The organism is Virgibacillus sp. FSP13, assembly GCF_054048505.1.
Genome location: NZ_JBSVKG010000017.1, coordinates 26,409 through 46,446, shown reverse-complemented (window position 1 = coordinate 46,446; position 20,038 = coordinate 26,409). Strand labels below are relative to the sequence as shown.

At 37.1% G+C, this 20,038-nt stretch carries 19 protein-coding genes; 8 read left to right on the top strand and 11 right to left on the bottom strand.

All coding sequences use genetic code 11. The annotated features are described in order from the left end of the window. Nucleotides 1-20: 20 nt before the first annotated feature. Complete coding sequence (locus tag ACW2QC_RS14025; protein WP_457544589.1) at nucleotides 21-881, top strand: hypothetical protein; 861 nt, start codon at nucleotides 21-23, stop codon at nucleotides 879-881. A 211-nt stretch (nucleotides 882-1,092) separates the two neighbouring features. Further along, nucleotides 1,093-1,854, top strand: a complete 762-nt coding sequence (locus tag ACW2QC_RS14020) for an acyl-[acyl-carrier-protein] thioesterase (RefSeq protein ID WP_457544588.1) — start codon at nucleotides 1,093-1,095, stop codon at nucleotides 1,852-1,854. Nucleotides 1,855-2,027: 173 nt separating this feature from the next. On the opposite strand, the gene ACW2QC_RS14015 is transcribed toward ACW2QC_RS14020, so the two are convergent. The 3 genes from ACW2QC_RS14015 to ACW2QC_RS14005 all read right to left on the bottom strand — a co-directional run bounded on the left by ACW2QC_RS14015 (nucleotide 2,028) and on the right by ACW2QC_RS14005 (nucleotide 5,791). Beyond that, nucleotides 2,028-2,435, bottom strand: coding sequence for a YugN family protein (locus ACW2QC_RS14015; protein ID WP_457544587.1), 408 nt, complete (start codon nucleotides 2,433-2,435; stop codon nucleotides 2,028-2,030). A gap of 408 nt (nucleotides 2,436-2,843) precedes the next feature. Continuing rightward, nucleotides 2,844-4,349, bottom strand: a complete 1,506-nt coding sequence (locus ACW2QC_RS14010) for a malate:quinone oxidoreductase (RefSeq protein WP_457544586.1) — start codon at nucleotides 4,347-4,349, stop codon at nucleotides 2,844-2,846. A 785-nt stretch (nucleotides 4,350-5,134) separates the two neighbouring features. After that, complete coding sequence (locus ACW2QC_RS14005) at nucleotides 5,135-5,791, bottom strand: LiaF transmembrane domain-containing protein (protein ID WP_457544585.1); 657 nt, start codon at nucleotides 5,789-5,791, stop codon at nucleotides 5,135-5,137. A 428-nt stretch (nucleotides 5,792-6,219) separates the two neighbouring features. Between ACW2QC_RS14005 and ACW2QC_RS14000 the strand changes: the two genes are divergently transcribed. The 6 genes from ACW2QC_RS14000 (at nucleotide 6,220) to ACW2QC_RS13975 (ending at nucleotide 12,252) form a co-directional block, all read left to right on the top strand. Further along, nucleotides 6,220-6,411: a hypothetical protein gene (locus tag ACW2QC_RS14000; protein ID WP_457544584.1), complete on the top strand. Its 192-nt coding sequence runs from the start codon at nucleotides 6,220-6,222 to the stop codon at nucleotides 6,409-6,411. 251 nt (nucleotides 6,412-6,662) lie between these two features. After that, a complete protein-coding gene (locus ACW2QC_RS13995; RefSeq protein ID WP_457544583.1) occupies nucleotides 6,663-7,349 on the top strand; it encodes a response regulator transcription factor in 687 nt (228 codons plus the stop codon). Then, nucleotides 7,346-9,133 (top strand): HAMP domain-containing sensor histidine kinase, encoded by a 1,788-nt coding sequence (locus tag ACW2QC_RS13990; protein ID WP_457544582.1) that lies wholly within the window; start codon nucleotides 7,346-7,348, stop codon nucleotides 9,131-9,133. The genes ACW2QC_RS13995 and ACW2QC_RS13990 overlap by 4 nt, the downstream gene beginning before the upstream one ends. Nucleotides 9,134-9,482: 349 nt before the next feature. Next, nucleotides 9,483-10,169 carry an N-acetylmuramoyl-L-alanine amidase family protein gene (locus tag ACW2QC_RS13985; protein WP_457544581.1) on the top strand — a complete coding sequence of 229 codons (687 nt, stop codon included), beginning with the start codon at nucleotides 9,483-9,485 and terminating at the stop codon, nucleotides 10,167-10,169. 197 nt (nucleotides 10,170-10,366) lie between these two features. Next, nucleotides 10,367-11,206: a polysaccharide deacetylase family protein gene (locus tag ACW2QC_RS13980; protein ID WP_457544580.1), complete on the top strand. Its 840-nt coding sequence runs from the start codon at nucleotides 10,367-10,369 to the stop codon at nucleotides 11,204-11,206. Between the two features lie 191 nt (nucleotides 11,207-11,397). Next, on the top strand, nucleotides 11,398-12,252 hold the full coding sequence (locus ACW2QC_RS13975) for a hypothetical protein (RefSeq protein WP_457544579.1): 855 nt from the start codon (nucleotides 11,398-11,400) through the stop codon (nucleotides 12,250-12,252). Here ACW2QC_RS13975 and nadA (ACW2QC_RS13970) read toward each other — a convergent pair. The 8 genes from nadA (ACW2QC_RS13970) to ACW2QC_RS13935 form a co-directional block, all read right to left on the bottom strand. Next, entirely contained in the window at nucleotides 12,226-12,555 is a 330-nt protein-coding gene (gene nadA, locus ACW2QC_RS13970) for a quinolinate synthase NadA (protein WP_457544623.1), read from the bottom strand. The two genes, ACW2QC_RS13975 and nadA (ACW2QC_RS13970), sit on opposite strands and share 27 nt — an antisense overlap. Nucleotides 12,556-13,189: 634 nt before the next feature. Continuing rightward, the gene (locus ACW2QC_RS13965; RefSeq protein ID WP_457544578.1) at nucleotides 13,190-13,405 is read right to left on the bottom strand and encodes a DUF2922 domain-containing protein; all 216 of its coding nucleotides are present in this window, start codon (nucleotides 13,403-13,405) and stop codon (nucleotides 13,190-13,192) included. A 35-nt stretch (nucleotides 13,406-13,440) separates the two neighbouring features. After that, complete coding sequence (locus ACW2QC_RS13960; protein ID WP_457544577.1) at nucleotides 13,441-13,665, bottom strand: DUF1659 domain-containing protein; 225 nt, start codon at nucleotides 13,663-13,665, stop codon at nucleotides 13,441-13,443. A gap of 162 nt (nucleotides 13,666-13,827) precedes the next feature. After that, nucleotides 13,828-14,787 carry a quinolinate synthase NadA gene (gene nadA / locus ACW2QC_RS13955; RefSeq protein ID WP_457544576.1) on the bottom strand — a complete coding sequence of 320 codons (960 nt, stop codon included), beginning with the start codon at nucleotides 14,785-14,787 and terminating at the stop codon, nucleotides 13,828-13,830. Between the two features lie 100 nt (nucleotides 14,788-14,887). Continuing rightward, nucleotides 14,888-15,736 carry a carboxylating nicotinate-nucleotide diphosphorylase gene (nadC, locus tag ACW2QC_RS13950; protein ID WP_457544575.1) on the bottom strand — a complete coding sequence of 283 codons (849 nt, stop codon included), beginning with the start codon at nucleotides 15,734-15,736 and terminating at the stop codon, nucleotides 14,888-14,890. A gap of 283 nt (nucleotides 15,737-16,019) precedes the next feature. Continuing rightward, nucleotides 16,020-16,163 carry a hypothetical protein gene (locus tag ACW2QC_RS13945; protein WP_457544574.1) on the bottom strand — a complete coding sequence of 48 codons (144 nt, stop codon included), beginning with the start codon at nucleotides 16,161-16,163 and terminating at the stop codon, nucleotides 16,020-16,022. A gap of 266 nt (nucleotides 16,164-16,429) precedes the next feature. Then, nucleotides 16,430-18,814: a polyprenyl synthetase family protein gene (locus tag ACW2QC_RS13940; RefSeq protein ID WP_457544573.1), complete on the bottom strand. Its 2,385-nt coding sequence runs from the start codon at nucleotides 18,812-18,814 to the stop codon at nucleotides 16,430-16,432. Between the two features lie 460 nt (nucleotides 18,815-19,274). Beyond that, a complete protein-coding gene (locus ACW2QC_RS13935) occupies nucleotides 19,275-19,877 on the bottom strand; it encodes a DedA family protein (RefSeq protein ID WP_457544572.1) in 603 nt (200 codons plus the stop codon). Nucleotides 19,878-20,038: the final 161 nt, after the last annotated feature.

Genomic DNA, 20,038 nt, shown 5'->3' with positions numbered 1-20,038 from the left:
CAGAAAGCAGATGATGTAACATGAAGAACAAAGCTTTTCATGCCTATGGAAGTGTCCAATACCAGGAAAGCTGCAGTACGAGCCAGTCATATGTAAAGGTTCAGATGCATCCGTTTTCCAGCCCAAAGGAGCGAGAGGCGATATTAGAAAAATTACGGATCGGTTCCCAATTTTTTATGCGCGCTCGTGGTTTATCCAAATTTTACGGCGATGATTTAATTGCGTATAAGCGCAAAAAGGGGTCAGGAAAACATGCCAATGAATTCCTCCGTATATTTGCCAACTATTTAACCGATAATTTAGAAGACAATTGTCCATCCTCATGGAAAGAGTGCCAACCCTCATTCTGGGAAGAACTAATTTTTGTACACTATCCCCACCATATAAAAATTTCAATTAAACAAAGAGAATCAGAAATATTTCTATTACAACTAAAAAGATTTGTCCGATGGCTCGATCATCGCGCTGGAACGTCCTGGTATGAATTAGTTGAGCAATATGCACAACAGGCCTCCCCCGAGCTTGCCATGTGTGAACGGCTATTAAATCACCTCTATTTACGTTCATATCCGAACATCCACCAAAGTGATTGGGACTTTGAAAAAGATATAACCGCAAATGAATCGGAACTCAACAACTGTACTCAATCCATTCACAGTGCCTTTCAAGTAAAAGAAGTATTCAACGAAATTATTACAGTCACGGATATCGACTCAGGCCGAGATTATCAGATAGATGAAATGCCTTGTAACATCATTTATCCCGGAATGATTGTTTGTGGTGTAATCGGGAAAAAGGGAGATGATTTTTATTGGACATGGTATGTAACAGAAGGTGTTTATCCTGCAAGAGCGAAAGATTACTTTTTATTTGTTGACTGAGATTTGAGCTTATAAAGAAGCGTGTTTCACGGGTGATTGGTTTATTAGAATTTATGCTGGGTTTCTACTGAGGATTGATTTATTTTGGCTGTCGCATTGTTTATTGCCTTATACGTCGCAGATCACATACACTGTGTTATGCTTGACTAACATTCCTGTTTCCTTGCATGTATGATACAATTTATATACATGATGCAAAGGAGTAATTACAATGGAGTCTGTTTCATCCGTTTTTACAAGAAAATACCACATTGATCTTAGAGATGTTGATTTCACAAAAAGACTGAAATTAAGTACTCTTTTTAGCTACTTCCAAGATATTGCTAGCCTAGCTTCCGAAGATCTTGGCTTTGGAATAGATAGGCTAGAGAAAGAGTTCGGTGTTGCTTGGGTATTAACTAGAATCCGCGTTACTATCATACGTAACCCAATTTGGGATGAGGAAATTACTATCGAAACTTGGCCACTTGAACCAGGCAAGGTTGAGTTTGATCGGGATTACCTTGTTAAAGATGTAAACGGAAATGTAATTATAAGAGCTGTTTCCAAATGGATAATCATGGACATGCATGAAAGGAAAATAAAACGAAGTAAAACTATCGGGATTCGCTATCCAGACAATAAGACCGAACGAGCGCTTGAAGGAAAACTAGAAAAATTAAAGGAATTTGGTAAGTTAGAGGAAGCCTATAACAAAGTAATTGGTTATAGCGATATCGACTTTAATGGACATTTGAACAATTCAAAATATGTTGACTACATCATGGATTGTTTTCCTGTGGATGATCATAAAAGCCATACCATTCATACCATTGACCTTAGTTTTAATCAAGAAGCCATGCCTGGGGATTCCATCACACTTTATAAGGATATTTCCAAAATAGATGAGAATTTGATATACATTGAGGGCGTAAATCTAAGAGATGATAGTGTGGCATTTAAATCATTAGTGAATATTCAAGACAATAACTAGCAATTGTCTCCCATTCTGAATGATTGGGGGATATTTTTCTTCCCTCTGTTAACGTTCCTTCCGCTTAGAATAAAAGTTCGTTGCAGTTTATAAGAAGGCAGCCCATTAAAAAAACCTGCCGCTAATTGACAGGTTTTTTTGCAATACATTCCATGTGGCTAAAGGCTTCAAACTCATAATTTATTCAAAATATCTCCTATCGCTTCTTCACCAAATTCCTGCCATTTGCTCTTATCATGGATATGGCCATCCGTATCAAGTGGTTCCTGGAATTGATTGAAACCAGTTGTAGTAAGTAATGAATTCTTATCCTTGTCGAGTCCAACATTGACAACATGCTTAATTACAAAAGGTTTTTGGAATTCAATCCATGCATTTTTTTTATCTAGTTCGCCCTCAAGTACCTGAAAAGGCATTCGAATATAAAACGTTTCACCGTTTTCCCGGTGCATCACATTATCAAAAATCCCGCTATCATACTCCCAATTGCCACCCATTTGAAAGCCGAACTTTTTCAACTCTTTTTGGGCATCGCCAAAAGTCATTTGCTTACCTTCCATATCAGTTTCCAAATGTAACATCAAAACCACTCCTTAAAAAGGATGTTCAAAAAGTCCGGTGAAAATGACACATCAAATTTCTTTTTGGCGGAAAGTGAACTTCCTGCGTAAGCCCTGTCCTTATGTACACATTGCGCTCCTCAAAGTTACGCCGCCTTGAGCTTCTCAGTCCTTTTCATCCTCATTTTAAACATGCACTTTAACCTATTTCTCATAGTATTTACGATAATAGATAATACATACACAATTTTTAGTAAAAAAAAGATGCAACCACTGCAGCAAACTATAAAGCAATGGGAGCGGACATGGGGAGTGGGACATGGGGACAGGTCCCTTGTCCCACTGGAATTCTTGATTCTGCCAACGATAATAACTGGGACGGGGTTCCTGTCCCCATGTCCCACCGCCTTTTACGTGCATTTTCTTGAGTTATGCTGGGTTTGTTTGCTTGTTGGTGTTTAATCCAAGCGCTTGATCTGTTGTTGCATGAATTTCATCGACAAGCTCTGGGTTATCCACTAGTGATACACCATAAGATGGAATCATTTCTTTAATTTTTGGTTCCCACTCTTTTAATTGTTGTGGGAAACATTTCTCAATTATCTCAAGCATGATTGGAACCGCTGTAGATGCGCCCGGAGAAGCACCGAGTAATGCAGCTATCGAGCCTTCAGCACCAGTAATTACTTCTGTACCAAATTGAAGTGTTCCTTTACCGCCTGCTTCTGTATCCTTGATAACTTGAACTCGTTGGCCTGCCACAACGATATCCCAATCTTCAGCTTTAGCATCTGGAATAAACTCACGTATTTCTTCCATGCGCTGTTCTTTTGATAACATAAGCTGTTGAACCAGATACTTTGTTAATGGAAGGTTTTTTGCACCGGACGCTAACATCGTAAAGACGTTATTCGGTTTCACGGATCCTAATAAATCCATGTTTGAACCAGTCTTTAGGAATTTTGGTGAAAAGCCAGCAAATGGTCCAAAGAGCAACGATTTTTTATTATCGATAAATCTTGTATCAAGATGCGGCACAGACATTGGAGGCGCGCCAACTGCAGCTTTTCCGTATACTTTTGCGTGATGCTGTGCTACAACATCCTGATTATTACATACCATAAATAATCCGCTTACAGGGAATCCCCCAACATGCTTACTTTCAGGAATATCCGTTTTTTGTAATAACGGTAAAGCTCCCCCACCGGCACCGATAAAGACAAATTTTGCAGTATGGTATTCAAGGGTACCACGTTCAAAATTGCGCACTTTCACTTCCCATGCGCCGTCGTCAGTACGTTCGATATCTTCCACAGTGTGATTGTAATTTATATTAACGTTTTGACTCTCTAGGTTGCCCATCAATTTACGTGTAAGGGCCCCAAAGTTAACATCGGTTCCACTTGCCATTCTTGTTGCTGCTATCGGTTGATCAACTGTCCGGTCTTTCATGATAAGCGGAATCCATTCTTTTAATTTTTCTGGGTCATCGGAAAATTCCATTCCTTGGAACAATGGATTATCAGACAGTACTTCTACCCGTTTCTTCAAAAACCGTACATTATCCTCCCCATGTACTAAGCTCATATGGGGCAATGGCATGATAAAGTCACTCGGATCATCTATCTGATTGCTGTTTACAAGATGAGACCAAAACTGTTTGGTAACCTGAAACTGTTCATTAATCTTTAATGCTTTGCTAATGTCTATGGAACCGTCCGATTTTTCAGGAGTGTAATTGAGCTCACATAGTGCAGAATGTCCCGTTCCTGCATTATTCCATTCGTTTGAGCTTTCCTCTCCTGGTTTTGCAAGTTGCTCAAAAACTGTAATGTTACAATCTGGTGCCAATTCTTTTAATAATGATCCTAATGTTGCACTCATAATTCCGGCGCCGATTAGGATAACGTCTGTTGATGTATTTCTGTTACTCATTTTTTCCATCCTTATCCCTGTGATTTGCAGAAAGGATGTAGGCACTTAGGCGTCACAGCAAGTCAGGGCGCAATCTAGCCGCACATCTTTTCTGGATCAATTATAATATAACAATATCTAATAATAGTGTATCACTATTATTAATGGATTAAAATATTTATTTACTTTTTATATGATGGTTATAGGCTATGTAATAGCTTGTAAGATATTTACGGTTGCAGTATGGTTCCATAATACCGGCGTATCGTACTTTTCTAAGAGCGTGCTGCTTAACCCGAAATTTCCTTCGTGTTAAAAGGGCTTAGAGAAATAAATTCTCTAAGCCTTTTTTTATTCACTAAACTGCTCTTACTTCTCAAGTATAACATTTAACATACTTAACCTTTTTAAAGACAATATTATGACAGAATTATAGTAAAATTAAATTATGAATTATAATGAAGGTGGTTTTTTGAAGTGAGATGAAGTACGAAAAATTTATCCAGACCAATATGTTTTATTGAATATTTTGGAATCACATATTGAGGGTGACAAAACATAGTTAAGGCAAATACCATTGGAGATTATTTGGAACAAAGTAAACAGGAGAAAAATTGCTCCTTATTGGTTTTTCAGTATGCGTTTAAAGTCTTTTATTTCACTTTCGTGTATTCGTAAAAAGAAAATATAGAAATACGAGGTAAAACCATATTAAGACTCTACTCCGTTTATTATTTCTTAATCCTTCGTCATCACGCTTTAGCCTCATGTGGGGGATTCTCTTTCTACTTTCTTGTGGATGGTACTTAATTATTAATCTCTGCCCCACCGAAAATCGTAATACAATTAAGTTTCAATACGACAGCTTCTTCATTTTCTACAAGGTTCTTTGTCTTATCATCCCACCCACCAAAGATTGGCATACCAGTTATTTCAACATGAACATTCCTTGGAACGATGATGCTTACCCCTCCAAAGACAGAGGTGAGGTCAAGTGTAGCTCCTTCTTGAACAACTGCATCACGGAGATCGACTTCCGCACCACCAAATATCGTCATAACACTTCCACCTTGAAAGTTTTTCGACTGACTCCTAATCTCTGTACCCGAAAACAGCACAAACGTGTTTAGATTCTCGCCTGTATGCGAAGGCCTTTCACGTTTGATCCGAGTAAAAATAATGATGATACCAATAAAAATGAAAATTAGAGGCCATAAATAAGCAATTAAATTAAAATCAAACCACTGATTTGCGAAAAAAAAGATCCCCACTAATAAAAACAATAAACCAGAGATTGTAGATGAATGTGTACGATTGACTAGCTGAATAATACCGATGATAATTAAGATGAACGGCCACCAAATAGACAGTACTTGCGACATGTCAATGATATTACCCTGATGCAAAAGAAAGCCAAAACCAAACAATAGAAAAAACAGACCTAGCCAGATTCTACCATTCATGGACATCCCCCCTAAAACAAATTTATGTATCATGGTGTTTTTAAATGATGGTTGGAAAGTGATTTGCCAATTTGGAACTTGATGAGCGCCTAGCACGAGGAAGGCGAAGTGTGTTTCTATAGCGGTAATTAATGCGCATTTTATATCGACTACGAAATTAAAAGCAACAATCGTTACGAAAAGGGTTTTTGTTAAGACAGTTATTTGCTTAGTTGTTAGTCTTATTATTTAGAATTTTTTATGGTTTGTCAACACTAAACTAAATATTTTTTTAGGACCCTGCCATTTCGTTCATCCGCTCCATTATTTCGCCGGGAATAAACAAATGTATGGTATCGAAATTTTCTTGGTAAAATTCGATGCATCTGCAATAATTATTTCTTTTTGTTTTATTTTGTTTATGTATTGTTTAATAATGGGGCCGCAGTGTGGTTCGTACTCTGGTCCAGATTGTGGTCCGTACTGTGGTTCATATACACACCCCGTTTATCATTACAGGCCGCGTTGTGGTCCACATTGTAGTCCGCACTGTCGGTCGTGGTGCAGTCGTTCGTATGGGGCATGGTGGTTCAACAAACCATGAAATTGCTCATGATTTTGTACTTGGCCTAATCACCTGAAATAATTCCATGACACACATTTAAAATTATTTGATATCTGCACACACCAAATAGACCCACCTCACTGGGGTCTATTAACAATTAAACAAGTTGCTTTCACCATTACATTCGATTAAAAGGGTAAAGCATTGTCAACAATCCCTAAAGAAGGTTTATCATGATTGATTCCAATTAACATCTTTATCTCATCTTTACATCGTTATGATATTCTTTCATAAGCACAAACCTTTTTGACACTGTGAGGTAGGAAAATGCAGAAAACAATATTAATTGTAGAAGATGAAGACATTTTACGTGAAATAGTTAAAGATTATTTATTAAATGCAGGATATGAAGTATTGGAAGCGGCAGATGGAAATAAAGCTTTAGCTATGTTTGAAGAACATGATGTACATTTAATTATTCTAGATATTATGTTGCCAGGGTTAGACGGATGGTCTGTTTGCAGGCGAATTCGCAAGTCTTCCAATGTTTCTATTATTATGTTGACAGCTCGTACGGATGAAGACGATACGTTACTTGGTTTTGAATTAGGTGCTGATGATTATGTTACAAAACCATACAGTCCGCCAATTTTGCTGGCAAGAGTAAAACGATTAATTGACAGTCGATATTCTCATACAGGTACGTTATCCAATGAAGATACCTTAATCAGCAACGGCATCCATGTCTATTTCCCTTCGCGTTCAGTGACAGTAGACGGAGAAAATCTAAGTTTGACACACACAGAATTTGAAATATTAACATATTTAATGCAAAATCCGGGGATTATTATTACGAGAGAACAACTAATCACCAAAATCTGGGGTTATGAATTTGCCGGAGATGATCGCACAATCAATAGTCATATTCGAAATTTACGTCATAAATTAGGTGCTAAAGCAAATAGTATTGTAACGGTTATTCGAGCTGGTTATAAATTCGAGGGACACGTATGAAAATAGGAATTGTAGCAAAGTTATTTATACTAACAACATTATTATGTATGCTCATTTTAGCAACCATGTATATTGGACAAACCATATTTTTCAAGCAATATTATGCAAACCAAAAGGTAGATGAAATAAATACGAGCATTCAATCTTTTGAGAAAGCGTACGTAAAGGCTGAAGGAGACGCATTAGCAATTAAAAAGTTGCAACAGGATTTCTACCAGGAAAATCAGACATGGATTACAACTTTAGATAGTATAGGAACGATTCAATACGCGGATGATTTTTCCGTAAAAATTCATTTATATCGTTCTCAAGACAAGGATTTCTCCGATCGTGACATTACTATCCCCCTGTATAGCTTCACTGGTTTAGAGGATATTGAAAGGCTCAAGTTTAATTTAGAAGAGGGAAAGCGTATTTATATTGATGGTATCATAAAGGATGACACATTCATCCCAGCTATTATAACGGGTCAAGACAGGAATAATCTTTTAGAGAATAAGCTTCTATCAGAAAAAATATATGGCAAACAAGTTGCAATAGAACCTTCTCCAAAAGAGAGTTCAAAAAATTATTTAGTGGTGGGGCAAATTAAGAAATTACAATTACCAGTCGGTGCCGCAAATTCAAACATTTATACAAATCGTCTGTTTATAGAAAGGATAAAACAATTCCAGGTAAACCTGCTATTAAATGAAAATCATGCTATTACTGCTGAAACAATAGACTATGAGCAAAATAACATCAAATATAAAATATTTATTAGACCTATGAAAGATAAGAATGGCGATACTACCTATATTTATGCTATGACATCATTACAACCAGTTGATGAGGCTGTACAAATGCTAAAAGATTATTATGTATACTTAATCATATTTGTATTGCTTCTTGTCGTTCTAGCTTCATTTTATTATTCAAAAAAGATCGCTAAACCATTGTTGCGAGTAAACGATACGACAAACAAAATTGCAAACCTGGATTTTTCAGAGACAATACCTGTTACATCAAAAGATGAAATTGGCGCTTTATCACATAATATTAATACACTCTCTCATAAGTTGCATTCGTATATTATTAAATTGCAAAAAGATATAGAGAAAGAAAAACAACTGGAAAATACACGCAAAGAATTTATTTCCGGTGTTTCCCATGAATTAAAGACGCCTTTAAGTATTATGAAGAGTTGTATCTCCATTTTAGAAGATGGTGTTGCTCGTAATAAAAAAGATTATTATTTTAAAGCAATGGCCAAGGAAGTAGATAAAATGAATATGCTCATTGTTGATATGCTCGAATTAGCAAAATTTGAGTCTGGGACATATAAAATGGAAATGGATGCTTTCTATATTGATCAGATCATTGAGTATATATGTGAACAATTAGCTCTGGACATTACAAACAAGCAATTACATGTTCACAAGGAGCTTTCTGAAATTAAGGTAGTTGCAAATCAAAATAGAATTGAACAGGTTATGACAAACTTTATTACCAATGCGATTCGTTACACACCCAAAAATAAAAATATTCTTATTTCCACGATAGAAGAGCGGGAGAGTGTAAAAGTATGTGTGGAAAATAACGGGGCTTCTATCGCAGAGGAACATTTAGAGAAAATATGGGATCGTTTTTATCGTGGTGATACATCTCGCAGGCGTTCGAAAGGTGGAACCGGATTAGGACTTGCTATTTCCAAAAATATTTTTGAGCTTCATGGTGTGGAGTATGGTGTATCGAATACAGAAGACGGCGTGCTATTTTTCTTCTATTTAAACAAAGAAGAATAAATGTCTTATTAAGAAACTTTTCATTCTGCCAAATTTAAGGGATAACTAAATATTTATTTTGAGCCATCCGTTCAATGGCCTTTACTAAAGGCATTGAACGGATGGCTTTTTTATACTCTCCTAGCTTTGAACAAACCTACATTTTAGAGGACTTTCTCCATTCTTTAAATGACATTGACATTATCTGCACCCGATCTTTACATATCTCTATTAATCTTTAAACAGTATAAAGATGCTTTGAAAAGAAAGGGATAGATTAACGATTGGCATTGCAGCAGAAAAATTGGAGAAATCATACGATAGATGAGTTAAAACCTAAACTTTTGAAAAATAGAAAGGAGCCAGAAGCATGAGAAAAAATATGTTGTTTATTACATTGCTCTTACTTCCGATTCTAATATTATCAGCATGCTCTAGCGATTCCGATAACAAAAACGATAATCCTAATAACAATAAAAACAGTAATGACAGTAATTCAGCTCTTAAGGTTGTAATTGATCCGGGACATGGCGGTAAAGATAACGGGGCGACAGGAGCTAGTGGCCAGTATGAAAAGAATTTTACTTTAAGTTTGTCGAAAAAGGTGAAAAAGCTGTTGGAACAGGAACCTGAAATAAAAGTTTTTATGACAAGAACAGATGATAGCTTTATTTCACAAGAAAGCCGATATAGACCAAAATACGCCAATGAATTAAACGCAGATTTATATTTATCCATTCATGGTAACACTTTTTCCAACCCTAATGTTTCAGGTACCGAAACATTTTATTATCATAAAGATTCCCGCCTTTTTGCTCAGCTTATACAGAAACATGTGGTTGAAGCCACCGAATTTAAGAGTAGGGGAATAATGAAGAAGGATCTATTTGTTGTAAGGGATACGAAAATGCCAGCAGCTTTGGTAGAAGTAGGTTATCTCACGAATCCTCAGGACGAGTCCGAAATGCGAACTGACAATTTTCAATCACGTGTTGCCACTTCAATTATTGAAGGGATTAAAGAATACAAAGAGAGAGAGGAAAACAAGGTATTTTAAAATGGTTCTCTTAAGGGATTTCCCAGAAAAATAAAATTGTCTTCCTGATAGGCCGTCCAATTTTTAGACTTTATCTGTCATTAATTTTGTTGGCTCTTTTCATTTTATTCAATCTTTACCTTAAGTCCTTTTAATCTTTATCCCAATATTTTAATCTATCAACAAGCATGAAAACGAAATAGAATAGAGGTCTTTACATGAGAAAACTCAAATTATTTATTTTCCTTGCCTGTTTGGTCATTTTTCATGCCTGCCAAAGTAATTTTGGCCATGATCAGGTGGAATTAAAGGTGAAAAATAACAAAACATCTAATATACATCCAGAATATAAAGACTCACCAGACTACCAAAAAACGGAATCTAAAATGTCACAGTCAAATAACAAGTTGGTTCCCCGAAATACAGGAAAGACTGTCTACTTAACCTTTGATGATGGTCCTACTTCAGTAACAACAGATATTTTAGATACATTACATCAGTTTAATGCTAAAGCAACATTTTTCATGCTGGAACCGTCTATGAGAGAGTTACCAAAAGTTATAAATAGAATAGTGGAGGAAGGTCATGCTGTAGGTTTACATGGTGTGACCCACGATATAAACCGCTTTTATAAATCTGAACAATCTGCTCTTGAAGAAATGACTACCGCACAGGAGACACTTCAACAAATTACAGGAATTAGGTCCAATCTGATCCGAACCCCCTATGGTAGTGTCCCGTACTTAACAAAATCATATCGAGAGGCTTTAGATGGGAACCGATTTAAATTGTGGGATTGGAATGTTGACAGTAGTGATTGGTCTTTAACCGGGGACAAATATGTAGATGCGGTTATTGGACAAATAGAAGAGCTAAATAATGCAGGAGTGGCACCAATCATTCTGATGCATGATAAACAAAATACAGCTGACAATTTATCTATTCTATTAACCTATCTATCAGAACATGGCTTTCAAACAAAAAAGATTGAAGAAAATATAAACCCATATAACTTCAACTGTTATCAACGTTGTCATCGACTATCCACACAGGGGTAAGAGGTACTGGGACGGTGCACAATACCGGAAATATGTAGCAAAAAGGGGGCTGAAGGCAGGTTCCTATCCCGAATACGCAATACTCTGCCGTTTACAGCTTGAACGGTGGACCAGTCCCTGCATCCTGTTGTTTATCATATTGTATGAAGGGAACAGAATATACATGATAAATAGCGAGGGGGAGCAAAATAATGAAAACAAAAATTTATCAGTTACTTGCGGCTCTGCTAAGCGTTGTTTTGCTGGCAAGTTGCTCATCACATGACGATTCATCCACAAAGCCAGCGAATCCTGATCACAATTCGGTTACTTCTGACGATCAAAGTAAGGATAACAAAGATAAGGATAAACAAAACAGTAAGGGAAATACAAATTCCAAAGATCAGCATAAAGGGGATCAAGACGTGGAGCAGGACTCCCACGTGGAAAGCGAAAACAATAAAGAAAACAAAAAAGATGCACGGGATAGTGTAGCAAACCAATTGAAGATGAAAGATGCCAACATTAAACAACCAACCAAATTTCCTAGTGATGGGGATGTTACAGCTGATATCAGCAAGAATACATCATCCATTTATTCAATTGACTATCAATCTAAATCAGATAAAAACATTGCTACTTTTTCTGGAACCCTATATACATCGGCTAAAGTGGCCAAAAATAACTTGAATGGTTTTATAAATGGGAAAGCAGTACCAGAAAATAATGCGACTGAAATAGACCTTGGCCACGGCATTAAAGGGTATGGAGAAGGTGCTGCCGGCCATGCATACTTCAGTTGGGAAGAAGGAAACTGGATCATGAGCATTTCATCGTTAACAAAAGACCAGATGAATAATCCAGACATTGCCCGACTAATGGTTGATTTTCTAGAAACACATTATTTACCAGCGCCAAAAGACACAGGAATTGTTCACGTTGACTATCCAAGTGGGGGAAATTCCGTAAATGTCGATATTCGTTGGCAGGAGAACAACATGGTGTATCAATTGAAGACTAGTAAAATACCACTTGATGCTTTAAAAATGACGACATCCGTGGAATAGGAGATGCAGGGGCAAGTTGAGGCAAGTGAAAAAAACAGTTGATAGAATATGAGTTTTATTTTCTGACTGCACGCCTTCAGACTCTAAATACATGCTAGAAGTAGAACAGCCACACTCTGGATGTACAAGCAGATCAGCTTCTGGATGCGGTGTTAGAACGTCTTCTACCTGATCTGGCACAATCCCTGCATGAACATGTGACATCCCCCCTCCAATATGCATATTTTCATGACCTGTTTCACGCTGTACGAACGAACCAAGGAACATAGCTGGTAAGAATAGGATCCCTTTATCTTTAGGGATGGATTGAGTCCATTAGTTTTTGTTTATATATATTTAAGCATCAATTAGAGGGATATTTGTTGAAAAGGTAAAGATTTTTCAGACGGTCTATCAACTATTTTAATAAGTGCCCTATTGGATGCGGTGATGATCGTTTAAACTGACCATAAAAAATAACCCCTCCTATGTGAATTGAAAAGCATAAGGGGTTATTTTTCTTCCTATTCCACCCTCTTGTTGGGTCCGTTAAATAATTACTTAATTGGATGATTCTGCTCCACTACGTCCTCCATAGTCTTTATTATTAATCTTTCCTTGAAACTCTCTAATCCAGTTTCAATGATTTTAATAATCCCATTGCCAGAAGGCCCGAGTTAGATAGTTGTTCACTCAAAAAAACCTGAAATACTTGGGGGCTAAGGATTAAAGCTCTAACTTATTTAATATATCTCCAATTGCTTCTTCACCAAATTCCTCCCATTTGCTCTTATCACGGATATAATCGTCCTTATCAAGAGGCTCTTTTTTACCAGTCATTTTGAACATCCTTTTAAAGGAGTCTACCATGGAAAAAAATAAATCCCTACATGCCTTTATTAAAGATGTATATCTGTAAACGCCAAATAGACCCCACCTCAAATGGGGTCTATTAACATTAAACAAGTTCTATCTCTTCAACATTTCGTTCCACAAGTCGAGCACTCTTGATCGAAACGAGATCTCCGCCTGTAGATGTGAATGCATTTTGTGCAATGATTTCGTCCATGGCACTTTTGATTGCTGCCGGATCAACAGGTTCAACGGGTTTTTCTAAGGAATACGTAACTGTTTTCCCTTCTTTATTTAAAAATTTAAGTTCAAGCTTTTTCATGGTTTACCCTCCCTTCCTCCTTATTTTCGAGAGACTTATACATCTCTAATTTCTGAGCTATCCCTACGTTCAATGTTGTAAAGCGGGCGCTCCTGTAGTGGTGCAATTGCATGTGCAATCGCGTACAACTGATCTGCTGTTGCAGCTGTTTTGACATTGTTGAAGCTTTTAGTTTTGTAGATCGGTTTACCAGTCAAAACATCCGCACCATCATCTAGCACAAGTCTTAGTGAGGAATCATATTTTTCTGCTACTGCCATTTTCATCCCCTCCTTTCACCATTACAATCGAACGGACTAGGTTGAAAGGTGGCATTGATGTAAAATAAGTTCCATAGAAAAGTGCCAGTTCTTCTAGAAACTGGCACTTTCATTAAGACTCTTTTTCAATGTATTGTTGTTACCTACGTCGTTTTCATAAACCTAACCAACAGAAACCATACGCTCGATAGCCAATTCTGCTTGCTTGGCTGTATCGGCAGGAACCGTAATAACATGCTTGTTTTCTTTTAATGCAGCTAAAACTTTTTCAAGTGTGATCATTTTCATAAATGGACAAACGGCCTCTGGATTAGCTGCCATAAATCGTTTCCCAGGGTTTTGTTTTTCCATCTGATGGATAATTCCTACCTCTGTCGCCACAATGAACTCATCAGCCTGTGAATTTTTGGAATGCTTTAGCATATTACCAGTTGATAGAATGTGAGTTTTATCTTTTGGTAATACACCTTCAGACATTAAGTACATGCTAGAAGTAGAGCAGCCACATTCCGGATGCACAAGCAGATCAGCTTCTGGATGCTGTGTTAGAACGTCATCTACCTGATATGGTGCAATCCCTGCATGAACATGGCACTCCCCCATCCAAATATGCATATTTTCACGACCTGTTTCACTTTTGACAAAAGAACCAAGGAACATATCCGGTAAGAATAGGATCTCTTTTTCCTCAGGGATGGATTGAACGATATCCACAGCATTGGAAGAGGTACAGCAATAGTCGCTTTCTGCCTTAACTTCTGCCGTTGTATTGACGTAAGCAACTACAACTGCGCCTGGATGTTGCGCTTTCCATTCACGGAGCTGTTCGACTGTAATTGAATCTGCTAACGAGCATCCCGCTTCAAGATCTGGAAGAAGCACGGTTTTTCCCGGATTTAATATAGCCGCTGTTTCCGCCATAAAGTGAACACCACAGAACACGATTACGTCTTTAGTGGTGTCCACTGTTGCACGCGCAAGACCTAGGGAATCACCCAACACATCAGCAATATCCTGAATTTCTGGAAGTTGATAATTGTGTGCGAGTATAATGGCATTACGTTTTTCCTTCCATTCTTGAATTTCCTCAACTAAGCGGCTTTGCCTTTCAGTAACTGTCATTTAAACGTTCCTCCCTACTAATTTCTATGTTTCAAAACTGTCGCTTAAAGTCTTCTATTAAAATCTATTGCAGTCGTCGTTTGTATTTTTCAACTAAAATTTACTTTTGCCACTCACCAATTACGACTTTCGCACTGATATCAAGGGCTTTAAATGAATGAGTCAAAAAGCCAAGCGAAATATAATGCACACTCGTATCCCGATAAGAAGCCAAGTTGTTTAATTGAATGCCACCTGACGCTTCCGTAATAATATGAGCAGGAACTAGTTTTATATATTCCTTCATTTCATCTGGCGTACAATTATCAAACATAATTACGTCTGCACCCGCTTCGATCGCTTCGATTACTTGTTCCTTTGACTCTGTTTCTACCTCTACTTTAACCATATGCCCTATATTTTCACGTACGAGCTTGATCGCACGCTTGATTGAGCCAGCAAACGAAATATGATTATCTTTAATCATCACTGCATCATAAAGACCAAATCGATGATTATAGCCTCCACCACAGCGTACAGCGTATTTTTCAAGCATCCGGAGCCCTGGTGTCGTTTTTCTAGTATCACAAATTCTTGTATAAGAGCTATCTAGCGTATCTACTGCCTTTCTAGTTAAGGTTGCAATGCCACTCATGCGCTGAATAAGGTTAAGGATAACGCGTTCCCCTTTTAAAAGACTCGAAATTTCTCCTGAAACAACCGCCAACCGTTGTCCTGTTTCAATTGGGTCACCGTCTTTGACAAGCAACTGTATGTCAATTTGGGAATGCAATAGGTGGAACCCTATCTTAACAACCTCTTCGCCACAAAAAATGCCATTTCCCTTTGCCAAAAAGACGACCTGTCCATTCGTATCGTCTGGAAAAATCGAATCTGTTGTAACATCGTGTTCCCCATGATCTTCCATAAAAAATAGCTCCATTAACGATCGCAGTTTCAATGTGTTCATAATTGATTATCACTTCCTCCATGCACTTCTGTTTAATCACTTTTTACGCGAATTTCCATCATCCCCAGACAGAGTTTACTTCTTAAACGGGCCCATTAATTCTGTATGACCATACATGTGTCTTTACATATATATTCACACAATTTCAAACCTAAAACAAGACTTTTCGTACAAAAAAATTTTTTGACGAAAAGTCTTGTTATAAGTAAATTTACTTACCTTTTATGGGACATAAAATCTTTGGCCAGGAAAGAAGCATGGGAGTTTATCATGTCTTCCCATTCTATTTTTCTAAAGAGGCTTTAATTGATTCAGGTAACAGTCGAAAGAATAATCCTTTATATTTTAAGTCAGCCAAACCAGCAATGAAAAGGATAGCTGCCATTAAAAATAACAATGGTTTTGTATTTTTGTAAGGCTTGGTCATGTGTTCACCTCCGGCGTAAAAATAAAATGTGTGTACAAATATTGATTACGTGGTACAGTTAACATAGAAACATTATAAGTGCATACTATAATAAAGACTGCCCATGCTACTACATGAAGTGGCCGCAATAGGCCGAACCCCGTCAAGAGAGGTAGGCAGCGAGATAAAAATAATCCCTCACATACCTGCTAGAGTGCATGAGGGATTATTTTTTATGGTTTTTATCAGTATATAATCTAATTACTAATCAAAAGACCTTCTTAGCCCTAATGATCCCTACTAATACTATAGTCTAACAAAAACTTTAGAAATGCTGTATTACGAGGCACCTTTTGTAAGGCCTCCGTTGCGAGACAATAGTGATCCCACATTGCCTTTTTAGCACCTTCTGAACCTAAGATAGACACAAACGTTGAATTGTTATTTTCAGCATCTATTCCAATTGATTTTCCTAGTAAGTTGACATCCCCCTCAACATCGAGTAAATCATCCTTAATTTGAAAAGCTATGCCAAAGTGATAGGAGAACTTTTTTAAAGCTTCAATTTCGCTTTCACTTTTATTGGAGAGAATTGCTGGCATAACAAGGGAAGCTTCGAATCCTATCCCTGTTTTATAGAAACAAATCATGTTTAACTGGTCTAATGTTAACTGTTTCCCTTTGGAATTCAAATCCATCATTTGTCCCCTGCACATGTCCGCTGTTGATTGAGACGTATATTGAATCAACCGAAGCACTGTTTTCGGATCGAATGCATCAAGAGATGTTTGTTCTTCAATAGCCTTCTGGGTTAAAAAGAGACCCGTTAATTCAGCAACGCTAGTATTATAAACCTGATGTAATGTTGGACGCCCCCTACGCATGGACGCATTATCCTGTGATGGAAGATCATCAAAAATTAACGATGCTGTGTGCATGTATTCTAGTGATTTTATTAGTGGTTCAATTGCTGCGCTTGTTAATCCGCATTCATTAACACCCATAATCCAAGTGACTATTGGCCGAAGTCGTTTTCCATCACCATTTAAACTGTAATTGGCTGCATCGATAATAGGTTCCCCCATCGAAGCAATACCATCAGACTCAGGAATATTCAACATACCATTAATTTGTTGACGTACAGTTTTAATCGTTTCAGAAAATTGCTCCCGCTGCTTACTTTCATTTTTCATGGTTGTTATCATATGATCCCGAACCAATTTATCAAAGAAGTTAACATCTTCCGCTTTTCGCACCATTTTCTGGATCAGTTTATTAAACTCTGGAATACCGGCAGCAAAGAGTTCCATTATCTCTTTGTACTTTTCTGCCCCAAAATTCTCCTTTAATCGTTTCTGGCTATTTATTGCTCGGTCCAATATTACCTCACGACTCTTGGGGTCTGAATGATTGACGTTATGAATTAGATTGAAGACGACCGCCCAATATAATTCAAATGGGTTAATTAAATCTGGACGCTTATCATGATATTTATAATAATAGGTATAAGGTGTTACCGAACCTTCCTCCAGATCACTAAACATGTCCGTCAAATCATCAGATAGCTGATTATAAATACCATAGTAAAATGTCCGATTGATAAATTCCTCTTCCTTTGGCCCATTCGTTATATAATGTACAATTAATCGGGATGAAGCAGATTTCAATATAACAGGGGTATAAAGCTCTTCATTCGTAAAGGATTGATTAGATAGATCCTTTAATCGGTCCACTTCCTGCGAACGAAAAAAAACATAGGCCTGCTCCAAAAAGTTATTTTTTGTCGCTTCAGGCTGTTGATCCTTTATATATTCAAATGCACTTTTCAATTCAGAATGTACAAAACGAATTAATTCCCTATTTTCCCCATCCCAATCGCCTAATACTGGTACAGATCCTGTAATCAGCGTGGTACGGATCATATCAGAATATCGCTTCTCCTCTTCTACTGATAACACTTTGCTATCGAATAGATCATCGATAAAGGGATAGGTCAGTCCATAGGCGTAACCTAGCCTGATTGCCTTATCAAGTCTTTGCGTGCGTTCTTCGGGCGTTATTTCATCCCCAATTTCTTCAAGTTCATTCATTACAACACCTGCAATGATTTTAATGACTTTTACCTTGGCCCGATCAGCATCTATTTCATCTGGAATGTGAGAGGAAACAATCTTAAGTTTATCGATTAGCCAAATCATGGTCGTTTCAATTCCATCTTTCTGGGCCAATTTATATAACCAGTCCATGCCAAACATCCCAGTAACCGCTGCACTGTCTGTCGCACTGGAATCAACCAGTTGTGTTTTTAAATTTCCGACTATGTCCTTAACTTTTGTCCTTGTTTCAGGCATGCTTAAGTCTTTCCCCATATCCCTCATCAAAATATAGGAAATACTACGATCAAGGTAATCATCTAGTTTTCCTGCATAATTCAACCACTTGATATAATCATAGTACCCTTTTGAACTATTTTTTTCTTTATTACGTGAAAAAAGGGATATGAATGAATAATGTTGAATATGATCTTTTTTCCACAATCTTATATCTTGGGTTAGGGTAGAGGCATAGGTCTTTTGTTTAACCTGATCATAAAGTGTATTAAAATAACTCATCGCCTTCTGCTCAGCAAGCAAATAACATGTATCAGCATTAATTACATTTCCCTTAATCATATACATTCCTCTACTTTATGTTTTCTAATATTTTTGTTTTAATAATAGAACCACAATTAGCATGGGTTACCGCCCATTATACGGGATAATATAACCCAAACATGCCTATCGTAGCATTAACTCATAAATTTCTCTATAAGAGGTTGTTCAAAAAGTCCGATAAAAGTGACACATCGAATTTCTTCGTTGGCTTGCTTTTCCCCTCCTCATGTACCTATTTATGTACGAACCGGGGCTTAAAGCTACGCTACCTCGACCTTCTTGCTTCTAATTTTTCAACTTTTTGAACACGCACTATAAGATTCGCTGAATTCAATAATTAGCACATTACGTCTCTTGATCGGTATAAAATTGTATGCCACGGAGTCCCATTTATGTCATACCTAACAAACCAAAGACTCTATACGTACATTTTTCCCATTCATTCAGTTCAAATGGTTATTCTCCCAATTGAATTTGACTATCTTCTTCTTCTTTTTACAAAAATATACAAAACAATAACGATTAAGAACAACATCGTGTAAATAGCATCTGAATAAATATCCATATAATCCACAATCATTTCCCAGGAAGCGCCAACTGATGCACCTAACCAAACAAGAGCAATGTTCCAAATTAAAGTGCCTAATGTTGTAAACAGAAGAAATAGGCCAATTTTCATTTTCGTGATACCAGCAGGAATGGATATTAGACTACGAATGAGAGGAACAAAGCGGCAAAAGAAAACCGTCCACAGACCATATTTGTCAAACCATAAATAAGCCTTGTGAATGTCGTCCATTTTCAAACGGATAATCCGTCCCCATCTATCAACGATTCTCTCCAATCTTTCCACGCCAAGTTGCAAACCAATTATATATAGAACAATCGCTCCAAAAACTGACCCTACTGTTGCAGAAATAACCACACCGATAATACTTAAGTTCGATGTAGTTGTCATAAATCCTCCGAACGTAAGAATTATCTCAGAAGGAATTGGAGGAAAAATATTTTCGATTGCAATTAAAAATACAATACTCATATAGCCATATTCATTTATAATTTTGATTAACCAATCTTCCATATTTACTCCTACTTTTCCTCAAGATTAAAACCAAGGTTGTCAGCGTATTCTTTTTTCCACGATTTATTTCTTTATCTAATTTATTTCATGAATTCAAATTATATGAACCATAAGTTTCCTTCCTGCAGCACAATTTGAATGTAATTCCATTGTGCTGAGCA

Bases quoted from the DNA above. Each gene is read 5' to 3' on its own strand.
- ACW2QC_RS14025 (WP_457544589.1), top strand. From the start codon at position 21: ATGAAGAACAAAGCTTTTCATGCCTATGGAAGTGTCCAATACCAGGAA.
- ACW2QC_RS14020 (WP_457544588.1), top strand. From the start codon at position 1,093: ATGGAGTCTGTTTCATCCGTTTTTACAAGAAAATACCACATTGATCTT.
- ACW2QC_RS14015 (WP_457544587.1), bottom strand. From the start codon at position 2,435: ATGTTACATTTGGAAACTGATATGGAAGGTAAGCAAATGACTTTTGGC.
- ACW2QC_RS14010 (WP_457544586.1), bottom strand. From the start codon at position 4,349: ATGAGTAACAGAAATACATCAACAGACGTTATCCTAATCGGCGCCGGA.
- ACW2QC_RS14005 (WP_457544585.1), bottom strand. From the start codon at position 5,791: ATGAATGGTAGAATCTGGCTAGGTCTGTTTTTTCTATTGTTTGGTTTT.
- ACW2QC_RS13995 (WP_457544583.1), top strand. From the start codon at position 6,663: ATGCAGAAAACAATATTAATTGTAGAAGATGAAGACATTTTACGTGAA.
- ACW2QC_RS13990 (WP_457544582.1), top strand. From the start codon at position 7,346: ATGAAAATAGGAATTGTAGCAAAGTTATTTATACTAACAACATTATTA.
- ACW2QC_RS13985 (WP_457544581.1), top strand. From the start codon at position 9,483: ATGAGAAAAAATATGTTGTTTATTACATTGCTCTTACTTCCGATTCTA.
- ACW2QC_RS13980 (WP_457544580.1), top strand. From the start codon at position 10,367: ATGAGAAAACTCAAATTATTTATTTTCCTTGCCTGTTTGGTCATTTTT.
- ACW2QC_RS13975 (WP_457544579.1), top strand. From the start codon at position 11,398: ATGAAAACAAAAATTTATCAGTTACTTGCGGCTCTGCTAAGCGTTGTT.
- ACW2QC_RS13965 (WP_457544578.1), bottom strand. From the start codon at position 13,405: ATGAAAAAGCTTGAACTTAAATTTTTAAATAAAGAAGGGAAAACAGTT.
- ACW2QC_RS13960 (WP_457544577.1), bottom strand. From the start codon at position 13,665: ATGGCAGTAGCAGAAAAATATGATTCCTCACTAAGACTTGTGCTAGAT.
- nadA (WP_457544576.1), bottom strand. From the start codon at position 14,787: ATGACAGTTACTGAAAGGCAAAGCCGCTTAGTTGAGGAAATTCAAGAA.
- nadC (WP_457544575.1), bottom strand. From the start codon at position 15,736: ATGAACACATTGAAACTGCGATCGTTAATGGAGCTATTTTTTATGGAA.
- ACW2QC_RS13945 (WP_457544574.1), bottom strand. From the start codon at position 16,163: ATGACCAAGCCTTACAAAAATACAAAACCATTGTTATTTTTAATGGCA.
- ACW2QC_RS13940 (WP_457544573.1), bottom strand. From the start codon at position 18,814: ATGATTAAGGGAAATGTAATTAATGCTGATACATGTTATTTGCTTGCT.
- ACW2QC_RS13935 (WP_457544572.1), bottom strand. From the start codon at position 19,877: ATGGAAGATTGGTTAATCAAAATTATAAATGAATATGGCTATATGAGT.